Here is a 10,269-nt window from a genome sequence, read left to right as displayed (position 1 = left end):
GCGTGGCAGATCACCAGGATCCTGCCATTCCTGGTCGCCGCCGAATAGCGTGGTTCCCATGAAGCTGTGGAACGGGGGAATCACCACAGTGCCCGCCGAGATTGTCCGGTGCGGTACGAAAGAGCAGGTTGCGGCGGTGGTGAGACGAACGGTGGACGCGGGTCTCCCGCTCTCGGTGCGCGGCGGCGGTCACGACTGGGCGGGGCGGGCGGTGCGCGAGGGCGGTGTCGTCATCGACCTGTCGCCGATGAACCGGGTCGCCGTCAGCGGGGACGTGGCGCACGTCGGTGGGGGAGCGACCTCGCTCGACGTGATGGAGGCCGCGGTCACCGCCGGGCAGACGGTGGTGACGGGGACGTCCGGGTCGGTGGGGATGGCCGGGCTGGCTCTGGGTGGGGGTTACGGGCCGCAGCTCGGTTCGGCCGGGCTGGCCTGCGACCAGATCGTGGGCGCGCAGGTGGTGCTGGCCGACGGGAGCACCGTGACGGCGCCGGACGACCTGCTCCGGGCCCTGCGCGGGGGTGGCGGCAACTTCGGGGTGGTGACGGAGCTGCACCTGCGGCTGCGGCCGTTCGCGACGGCGCTGACGGGGGCGATCCTGTTTCCCTGGGCCCAGGCGCACCAGGTGCTGCACGCCTGGGCGTCGGTGCTGGCGGACGTCCCGGACGAGCTGGCGGTTCAGGTCGGCTCGCTCACCGGGCCCGACGGCGCCCGGGTGATCGCGGCCAACCCGACCTGGGTGGGCCCGGCCCCGGAGGGAAGGCACTGGGTGCGCGTCGTCGAGGGCTGGGGCACGCCGCTGGTCTCGCAGGTGGCGAGCCTGCCGCTGACCGAGACGCTGCGCGCGACCGACGAGCTCTTCCCCGCCGACGGACGCTCCTGGCACCTGCGCACCCGCAACCTGCCCGCGCTGACCCCGGAGGTGATCGGGCTGCTGGTGGAGGCGGGGTCGTCCGCCCCGCCGGGTGCCGCGTTCGGGATGCACCACTTCCACGGCCGGGCCACGCGGCCGGTCCTGCCCTCGGCCTTCGGGCAGCGCGCGCCGCACCTGATGCTCGAGCTGATCACGAGCTGGCGGGAGCCCGCAGAGTCCCACCTCGGCTGGTCGCGCGACCTCGGGGAAGCCCTGGCCGGGCACGCCCTGCCCGGGGGCTATCCGAACGTGCTGGGTCCCGACGACACCGACCAGATCGAGCGGGCCTGGGGCCCGGACGCCGCCCGCCTCCTCGAGGCCAAGGCAAAGTACGACCCGCACAACGTCTTCCGGGGCATCCCCCTCCCGCGGGCGGGCACACCGTAGGGTGCCCCTGTGTCGAATCCGGAGTTGAACGATCACCGTGCGTCGCTGACCCGCCGAAGCCTGGTCGGTCTCCTGGGGCTGGCGGGCCTCGGGCTCAGTGCCTGCGGGGGGTCGTCGAGTGCCGGTACCGCCGCGGCGCCGACTCCGGTGACCTCACCGTCTCCGGCGACCACGACGTCCACCGTTCAGGCCGACGCGACCGAGAGCCCGGAACCCGGCGGTGACCCGACCGCCGGCCCTTCGGAAGCCGTGTCCGCGCCGGACGAGACCGCCGAGGACACCACCACGTCCTCCGTCACCGACACCTTCGCCGCCCTGGAGAAGACCTACGACACCCGCCTCGGCCTCTACGCCCTCGACACCGGCTCGGGCAGGAGCCTGACCCACCACGCCGACGACCGCTTCGCCATGGCCTCGACCTTCAAGGTGCTGGCCGTGGGGGCGCTGCTGAAGAAGAACGGCACCGACGGCCTGTCGAAGGTGATCCGGTACGGCCGCGCCGACCTGGTGCCCAACTCGCCGATCACCCAGTCGCGCACCTCGATGAGCCTCGGCGACCTCTGCGCGGCGGCCCTGCGGTACAGCGACAACACCGCGTCGAACCTCGTCCTGCAGCAGGTCGGTGGGCCCCTGGGCGTCACGAGGTTCGTGCGCACCCTGGGCGACGAGGTCACCCGGCTCGACCGCACCGAACCCGCCCTGAACAGCGTCACCCCGGGCGACAAGCGTGACACCAGCACGCCGCGCAATCTGGGCAACAGCTACCTCGCGCTGCTGGGTGGCGAGTACCTCGACGAGGTGTCGCGTAACCAGCTGCGGGAGTGGCTGCTCGGCAGCACCACCGGCGACAACCGGATCCGGGCGGGCGTGGCCAAGGGGTGGAAGGTCGCGGACAAGACCGGCACCGCGAACTACGGCACGATGAACGACGTCGGGCTCATCTACCCCACCCGAAACCGGGCTCCGATCGTGCTGAGCATCCTGACCGGCCGCGACAGCAAGAACGCGGAACGGCACGAGAAGCTGATCGAAGAGGCGACCCGGGCGGTTCTGAAGGCTCTGTGAACACGTCCTCACAACGTCCCCGCGCCCTTGTGAGGACAACGTAGCTGCCGGGTAATGACGGCGGTGTGGCCGGGTAACACGCGTTCCTTAGCGTCGACGACACGTCGACCGCGCGTTACCCGGACCCACGCCGAGGAGCATCCCGATGGCCGAGACCGTCCTGACGCCACCCGCCACCCAGACCGCGAAAGGGCGCTGGATCGACCACTGGGACCCGGAGGACCCGGACTTCTGGCGCGAGACCGGCCGGCCGATCGCCCGCCGCAACCTGATCTGGTCGATCTTCGCCGAGCACATCGGGTTCTCGGTGTGGCTGCTCTGGAGCATCGTCGTGGTGCGCCTCGACGACGTCGGCTGGAACCTCACCACCAGCCAGACCCTCTGGCTCACCGCGGTCCCCAGCGGCGTGGGCGCCGTGCTGCGCCTGCCCTACACGTTCGCGGTGCCGAAGTTCGGCGGCCGCAACTGGACCATCGCCTCGGCGCTGCTCCTGATCATTCCCTGCGCCGGTCTGGCCTGGGCGGTCGAGCGCCCCGAGATCGGTTACGGCACGCTGCTTCTGGTCGCGGCCACGGCCGGTCTGGGCGGCGGCAACTTCGCCTCCAGCATGGCCAACATCTCGTTCTTCTACCCGGAGAGGGAGAAGGGCTTCGCGCTCGGGCTGAACGCGGCCGGCGGCAACCTCGGCGTGGCCGTGGTGCAGAAGGTCGTGCCGCAGGTGATCGTGCTCGGCGGTGGCCTGGTGCTGGCCTACGCCGGTCTCATGTACATTCCGCTGGCCGTGATCGCCGCCGTCTGCGCCTTCCTGTTCATGGACAACCTGAGCGAGGCCAAGGCCGACCCCAAGCCGGTCTGGCGCTCGCTGCGCCACCCCGACACCTGGGTCATGTCGCTGCTCTACATCGGCACGTTCGGCTCGTTCATCGGTTACTCCTCGGCCTTCCCGACCCTGCTCACGGCCGTGTTCGACCGTCAGGACATCGCCCTGACCTGGGCCTTCCTCGGGGCGGGCATCGGCTCGCTGGCCCGGCCGCTGGGAGGCCGGCTCTCCGACTCGATCGGCGGGGCCAAGATCACCATGGTCAGTTTCGCCGGTCTGGCCGTGGGGGCGTTCGCCGCGCTGTGGTCGGTGCAGCACCAGAACCTGGGCGTCTTCTTCGTCAGCTTCATGTTCCTGTTCGTCGCCACCGGCATCGGCAACGGCTCGACCTACCGGATGATCTCGCGCATCTTCCAGCTGAAAGGCCAGGCGGACGGCGGGTCTCCGGAGACCATGCTGCAGATGCGCCGGGAGGCGGCCGGGGCGCTCGGGGTGATCAGCTCGGTCGGGGCGTTCGGCGGATTCCTCGTTCCGATCTGCTACGCCTGGTCGAAATCGGAGTCCGGCACCATCCAGCCCGCGCTCAGATTTTACCTCGTCTTCTTCGTGGTTCTTCTGGTCGTTACCTGGGTGCGCTATGTCCGGCGAGGCAGTTCGCTTGCAGCACAAGGAGTTTAGAATACGAGCACATCCACCTCGGGAGGTGCGGATCCATGGCCACCGAGGCCCTGCGCGGATTCTCCGTCCTGCTCACCTGTGACCGGCGGGCCGATGAACTGGCCGCGAACTTCACCCGGCGCGGCGCCAGTGTGCTCCAGGCTCCCACCCTGCGGTTCCTGCCGCTCGAGGAGGATGACGAATTGATCGACGCCACCACGAAAGTCGTGCGCACCCCGCCCGACGCGGTGATCGTGACCACGGCCATCGGCTTCCGCGGCTGGGTCGAGACCGCCGACGCGGTGGGTCTGGCGCCGCACCTGCTCGAGGTGCTGGCCGAGAGCCGGATCATGGCGCGGGGTCCCAAGGCGCGCGGCGCGATCCGGGCGGCCGGGCTGATCGAGAACTGGTCGGCGGCCTCGGAGACCACCTCCGAGGTGGTCGAGGCGCTCATCGCGCAGGGGGTCGCCGGGCGCCGGGTGGCGATCCAGCTGCACGGCAACACCGACGAGGTGGCCATCGCGCGGTTGCGTGAGGCGGGGGCCGAGGTGATTCCGGTGCCGGTGTACCGCTGGGGCCCGGCGCCCGATCCGGTGGCGGTGGAGCGGTCGATCGAGGCCACCTGCAACCGCACGGTGGACGCGGTGGTCTTCACGAGTGCGCCCGGCGCCCAGGCGTTTCTGGACGCGTCGGCGCGGCTCGGGCTGTACGACCCGCTGGTCTACGCGCTGCGCGACGACGTGGTGGCGGCGGCCGTCGGGGCGATGACGGCCCGTCCGCTGGTGGAAGCGGGGGTGGAGCCGCTGGTTCCCGACCGGAGCCGGCTCGGGGCGCTCATCCGCACCACGGTCGATCACCTGGCGACCTCCCGGGTGCGGGTGCTGCCCACGGTGGCGGGGACGCTGGAGCTGCGGGGGCAGGACGTTCTGCTGGGCGGTTCGCCGGTGGTGCTCTCACCGGCTCCCCGGGCGATCCTGCGCGAGCTGGCGCGCAGACCGGGGCACGTGACCGACCGGGCCACGTTGCTCGCGGCCCTGCCCGGCGCCTCCGATCTGCACGCGGTGGAGGTGGCGGTGGCCCGGTTGCGGGCGGCGCTGGGGGTGTCCGGGCTGGTGCAGACCGTGGTGAAACGGGGCTACCGTCTGGCGGTCCCGGCGTGAGAACCCAGACCCACTGCCCGTACTGCTCCCTGCAGTGCGGCATCGTGCTCGAGGCGGGTGCCCGGCCGGCCACCCTGCAGCCCGTGCCCGGCGGAGGCCTGTGCTCGAAGGGCTGGACCGCCGCCGAGCTGCTCGACCACCCCGACCGCCTGGTGCACCCGCTGGTGCGGGGTGACGACGGTGAGCTGCACCGCGCCGACTGGGACGAGGCGATGGAGCGCATCGTGCGTGGCATCCGCCGGGCCCAGTCACGCCACGGTGTGGAGGCGGTGGGCTGCTTCGGCGGGGGCGGCCTGACCAACGAGAAGGCCTACACCCTGGGCAAGTTCGCCCGGGTGGCGCTGCGTACCCCGGCCATCGACTACAACGGCCGCTGGTGCATGTCGTCGGCCGCGGCCGCGGCCAACAGCATGTTCGGCATCGACCGGGGCCTGCCCTTCCCGCTCGAGGACATCGCCCGAGCCGAGGCCGTGCTGCTGGTCGGCTCGAACGCGGCCGAGACCATGCCGCCGGCCATGCAGTACTTCGACGCGGGGCGGGCGGCGGGGGCCCGGCACATCGTCGTCGACACCCGGGCCACGCCCACGGCCCGCGGGTCGCACCTGCACCTGCAGCCGCGGCCGGGTACCGATCTGGCGCTGGCGAACGGGTTGCTGCATCTGGCGATCCGGCGAGGGCTGGTCTCGCAGGAGTACGTGGACTCGCGCACCCGGGACTTCGAGAAGGCCCGGGCCGGTGTGATGTCGTTCTGGCCCGACCGGGTCGAGCGCATCACCGGTGTGCCCGAGGCCCAGCTGCACGAGACGCTCGACATCCTCGGCTCGTCGAAGAGCGCCATGATCCTCACCGCGAGGGGCGCCGAGCAGCACAGCGCCGGCACCCGCACCGCGCAGGCGTTCATCAACCTGGCCCTGGCCCTGGGTCTGCCCGGCAAGCCGTACAGCGGCTGGGGCACGCTCACCGGGCAGGGCAACGGCCAGGGCGGGCGTGAGCACGGCCAGAAGGCCGACCAGCTGCCGGGTTACCGCAAGCTCGACGACCCGGCGGCCCGCGAGCACGTGGCCCGGGTCTGGGGCGTCGAGCCCGGTGAACTCCCGCAGCCGGGGCTGTCCGCGTACGAGATGCTCGACCGGCTCGGCACTCCCGGTGGGGTGCGCGCCCTGCTGGTGATGGCGTCCAACCTCGTCGTCAGCGCCCCCAACGCCGCCCACGTGAAGGAGCGGCTGAAGAGCCTCGACCTGCTCGTGGTCAGCGACATCTTCCTGACCGAGACCGCGGCCCTGGCCGACGTGGTGCTGCCGACCGCGCAGTGGGCCGAGGAAGAGGGCACGATGACGAACCTGGAGGGCCGGATCATCCGGCGCCGCGAGGCACTCAGGCCACCGCCGGAGGTGCGCACCGATCTGGCGTTCCTCAGCGATCTGGCCTCGCGGCTGGGTGCCCAGGGGTTCAGTGACGACCCGCGCACCGTGTTCGAGGAGCTGAAAGAGGCCAGCCGGGGCGGCATCGCCGACTACAGCGGAGCGGATTACGACGCGGCCGACCAGTTCTGGCCCATTCCCGTCGGCTCTTCGGGCAACAGCCGCCTGTTCGCGGCCGGCTTTCCCACCCCGGACGGCCGCGCCCGCTTCATGCGCACCGACTTCCGCGAACCGGCCGAGGCCCCCGACGCGTCCTACCCCTATCTGCTCACCACCGGCCGGGTCATGCAGCACTACCAGAGCGGCGCCCAGACCCGGCGGGTCAAGTCGCTGCGCCTGGCCCAGCCCGAGGCGTTCGCCGAGATCCATCCGGATCTGGCCCGGGCCCGGGGGCTGAGCCCGGGGGCCGAGGTGGAACTGCGAACCCGGCGCGGCAGCGGTACTTTCCGCGTCCGCATCACCGACACCGTGCGTCCGGACACGATCTTCGTGCCCTTCCACTGGGGCGGCCGCTCGAACGTGAACGCCCTGACCAACCCCGTGCTCGACCAGTTCTCGCGGATGCCGGCCTTCAAGGTCTGCGCCGTGGCCGTCAATCCCTTGAAGGAGCCCGAGTCCATGCACAGCAGCCCGCGTTTTCTGCAGGGGATCTACGGTTTCACCGGAGCGGGCGCGGCCAAGCCGGTTCCGGTCGATCCGTCACTGAGTTTCACCGTCCCGGCCGGCAAGACGGCCCAGGCGCTGTACTTCCGTGGTGGTAACTCCAGCGCCGAGCTCGTGACGGTGGTGCTGATGCGCGACGGCTCACCCATGCGCTACTTCCCGATCGGTGCCCGTTCCGACGTGCACGTGCCGCTGCGGGTGGTCGAGGACCTCACCGGCGGAACGGTTCTCGAACTCCAGCTGGCGGCGCCCGAAGACCTCGACGGCACGCTGGTCATCGACTTCGGTCTGGTGGAGGTGTGAAGCGCCGGCTGGTGGTGGTCGGCAACGGGATGGCGGCCGGCCGCACGGTGGAGGAGATCCTCGAGCGCGGCGGCGCCGACCAGTTCGACATCACGATGTTCGGGGACGAGCCCTACGGCAACTACAACCGGATCATGCTGTCGCACGTGCTCTCCGGTGAGGAGGACGAGTCGGGCATCTTCCTCAACGACCTGTCGTGGTACGAGGAGAACGGGATCACGCTGAGGGCGCCGGTGCGGATCACCCGCATCGACCGGTTCGCCAAGGTGGTCGACGGCGACGACGGAAGTTCCACCCCCTACGACGTTCTCGTCGTCGCGACCGGCAGCCGCTCGTTCATCCCACCGATGGAGGGCGTGTTCCGGCCCGACGGTTCGCTGCTCGACGGGGTGCTGGGCTTCCGCTCCATCGACGACACCCGCGAGATCGTGCGTCTGGCCCGGCTCCACGAGAAGGCCGTGGTGATCGGCGGCGGGCTGCTCGGGCTGGAGGCGGCCCGGGGGTTGCAGTCGCACGGGGTGCACGTGGAGGTGCTGCACGCGGCCGGGCATCTGATGAACCAGCAGCTGGACGCGGCGGGGGGCGCGTGCTTGCTCACGTCGGTGGAGGCGCTGGGCATCGACGTGCGGCTCAATGCCCGCAGCACGGCCGTCACCGGCGACGACCACGTCACCGGCGTGATCCTGAAAGACGGCACCGAGATCCCCTGTGACCTGGTGGTCGTGGCCGCGGGCATCCGGGCCAACACCGATCTGGCCGTCACCAGCGGGTTCTCGGTGGAGCGGGGGATCGTGGTGGACGACTCGATGGCCACCGTCGACGACCCGGACGTGTTCGCGGTGGGGGAGTGTGCCCAGCACCGCGGCGAGGTCTACGGTCTGGTGGCGCCGATCTGGGAGCAGGCGCGGGTGCTGGCCTCTCGCCTCACCGGTTCGGACGCGGAGTACCACGGCTCGCGGGTCACCACGAAGCTCAAGGTCGCGGGGGTCGACGTGGCCTCGATGGGCATCACCGCCCCGGAACGCGACGACGACGAGTTCGTGGTGTTCAGCGAGCCGCGCCGGGGCGTCTACAAGAGCGTGATCATCCGTGACGACCGGCTGATCGGCGCGACCTGCGTGGGCGACGTGAAGAAGGTGGCCTTCCTGCTGCAGGCCTTCGATCGCGGGCTTCCGCTGCCGGAGGAGAGAGTGGGGTTGCTGTTCGACCTGGGAACCGCGGCGGCCGAACCCTCGGTGGACGAGCTGCCCGACGACACCCAGGTCTGCAACTGCAACGGGGTGAGTAAGGGGGCTCTGGTCAAAGCGGTTGCGGACGGCTGCAAAACGGTGCCGGCCGTGATGGACTGCACCCGTGCGGGCAAGGGCTGCGGCTCGTGCAAGTCGCTGGTCACGAAGATCGTGGAGTGGGCCGCCGGCGACGACATGCGCGTGGATCCGGCCGAGCACTACTACGTCCCCGGCATCCCCCTGGCCAAACCCGAGCTGATGACCGCGATCACCGAGCAGAGGCTGTACTCGGTATCAGCGGTGTTCGCGGCCCTGGCCCCGGGCGGCACCGAAGACGCGAAGAGCAAGATGGGCCTGACCTCGCTGCTGCGCACGATGTGGCCGCAGGAGTTCGTGGACGAGCGCGACGGCCGGTTCATCAACGACCGGGTGCACGCGAACATCCAGCGCGACGGCACGTTCTCGGTGGTGCCGCAGATGAAGGGCGGCGTCACCTCGGTCGAGCAGCTGCGCACCATCGCCGACGTGGCCGAGAAGTACCGGGTGCCGATGATCAAACTCACCGGCGGCCAGCGCATCGACCTGCTCGGGGTGCCGAAGGAAGACCTGCCGAAGATGTGGGCCGACCTGGACATGCCCTCGGGCTACGCCTACGGCAAGAGCTTCCGTACCGTGAAGACCTGTGTGGGATCGGACTTCTGCCGCTTCGGCCTGGGTGACTCCACCGCGCTGGGCGTGGCGATCGAGACCCGGTTCCAGGGCATCGAGTCGCCCGGCAAGGTGAAGATGGCCGTCAGCGGCTGTCCCCGGAACTGCGCCGAGTCGCTGGTGAAGGACATCGGCGTGGTCGCGGTCGAGGGCGGGCGCTGGGAGATCTACATCGGCGGAGCGGCCGGGGCGCACATCCGCAAGGGTGACCTGCTCGTCACCGTCGACACCCCCGAGGAGGTGCTGACGATCAGCGGCCGCTTCCTGCAGTACTACCGCGAGAACGCGAAGTGGCTGGAGCGCACCTACGCCTTCGTGCCGCGCATCGGTCTGGAGAGGATCAGGGACGTGGTGGTCGCCGATTCCGACGGCATGGCGGCGGATCTCGACGCGAGGATGCAGCAGACCGTCGAGGGCTACCGCGATCCGTGGAAGGAGGGCCGGGAACCGGCCGTGCCCGGCCAGTTCCGCACCGCGCTGCCCCTGATCTCGCTGCCGCAGGTGCCGGTGCGCGACGGCAGCACCGCTCTGGGGGGCCGGGCCGGGCGATCCGTGGCGACCGATCCGAGGCGGTTGCCGTGATTCTCGGTCCGGTCGACGAGATCCCGCCCGGCGAAGGCCGGGCCTACACGGTGCAGGGGCGCACCCTGGCCGTCTTCCGGCTGCGGTCGGGGGCGCTGAAGGCCTTTCCGGCCGCCTGCCCGCACTCCGGCGGCCCGCTGGCCGACGCCCAGATCGACGAGAACGTGCTGATCTGCCCGCTGCACCTGAACACCTGGGACCTGACCACCGGTTGCTCGCGCTCCGGGCAGCCCGACCTGGAGGTGATCGGGGTGCGGGAGGTCGCCGGGCAGATCGTGTTCTCGCCCTGAGTCACGATCCGATTACACCTCTGCGGACGTTTTGAACCCTTTTCCCTCCGGTCTCGTGTGGTGGGGGAAGG

General features: G+C 70.7%; 7 protein-coding genes. All 7 read left to right on the top strand.

Features of this window, described 5'->3' with window-relative positions:
* The first annotated feature begins 58 nt into the window (after positions 1-58).
* Complete coding sequence (locus tag J2S57_RS07465) at positions 59-1,300, top strand: FAD-binding oxidoreductase (RefSeq protein ID WP_307239829.1); 1,242 nt, start codon at positions 59-61, stop codon at positions 1,298-1,300.
* A gap of 24 nt (positions 1,301-1,324) precedes the next feature.
* The gene (bla, locus tag J2S57_RS07460; RefSeq protein ID WP_307239827.1) at positions 1,325-2,365 is read left to right on the top strand and encodes a class A beta-lactamase; all 1,041 of its coding nucleotides are present in this window, start codon (positions 1,325-1,327) and stop codon (positions 2,363-2,365) included.
* Between the two features lie 145 nt (positions 2,366-2,510).
* Complete coding sequence (locus tag J2S57_RS07455; protein WP_307239825.1) at positions 2,511-3,863, top strand: MFS transporter; 1,353 nt, start codon at positions 2,511-2,513, stop codon at positions 3,861-3,863.
* A gap of 35 nt (positions 3,864-3,898) precedes the next feature.
* Positions 3,899-5,002: a uroporphyrinogen-III synthase gene (locus J2S57_RS07450; protein ID WP_307239823.1), complete on the top strand. Its 1,104-nt coding sequence runs from the start codon at positions 3,899-3,901 to the stop codon at positions 5,000-5,002.
* Positions 4,999-7,389 carry a molybdopterin oxidoreductase family protein gene (locus tag J2S57_RS07445; RefSeq protein WP_307239820.1) on the top strand — a complete coding sequence of 797 codons (2,391 nt, stop codon included), beginning with the start codon at positions 4,999-5,001 and terminating at the stop codon, positions 7,387-7,389. Before J2S57_RS07450 ends, J2S57_RS07445 begins: the two co-directional genes overlap by 4 nt.
* Entirely contained in the window at positions 7,386-9,908 is a 2,523-nt protein-coding gene (gene nirB, locus J2S57_RS07440; RefSeq protein ID WP_307239818.1) for a nitrite reductase large subunit NirB, read from the top strand. Before J2S57_RS07445 ends, nirB begins: the two co-directional genes overlap by 4 nt.
* Positions 9,905-10,198 (top strand): Rieske (2Fe-2S) protein, encoded by a 294-nt coding sequence (locus J2S57_RS07435; protein WP_307239816.1) that lies wholly within the window; start codon positions 9,905-9,907, stop codon positions 10,196-10,198. The genes nirB and J2S57_RS07435 overlap by 4 nt, the downstream gene beginning before the upstream one ends.
* Positions 10,199-10,269 lie beyond the last annotated feature (71 nt).

Source organism: Kineosporia succinea (assembly GCF_030811555.1).
In the GTDB taxonomy this organism is placed as follows: Bacteria; Actinomycetota; Actinomycetes; order Actinomycetales; family Kineosporiaceae; genus Kineosporia; species Kineosporia succinea.
Note: the sequence above shows the minus strand (reverse complement) of the source record. Positions and strands in the feature narration are given on the sequence as shown.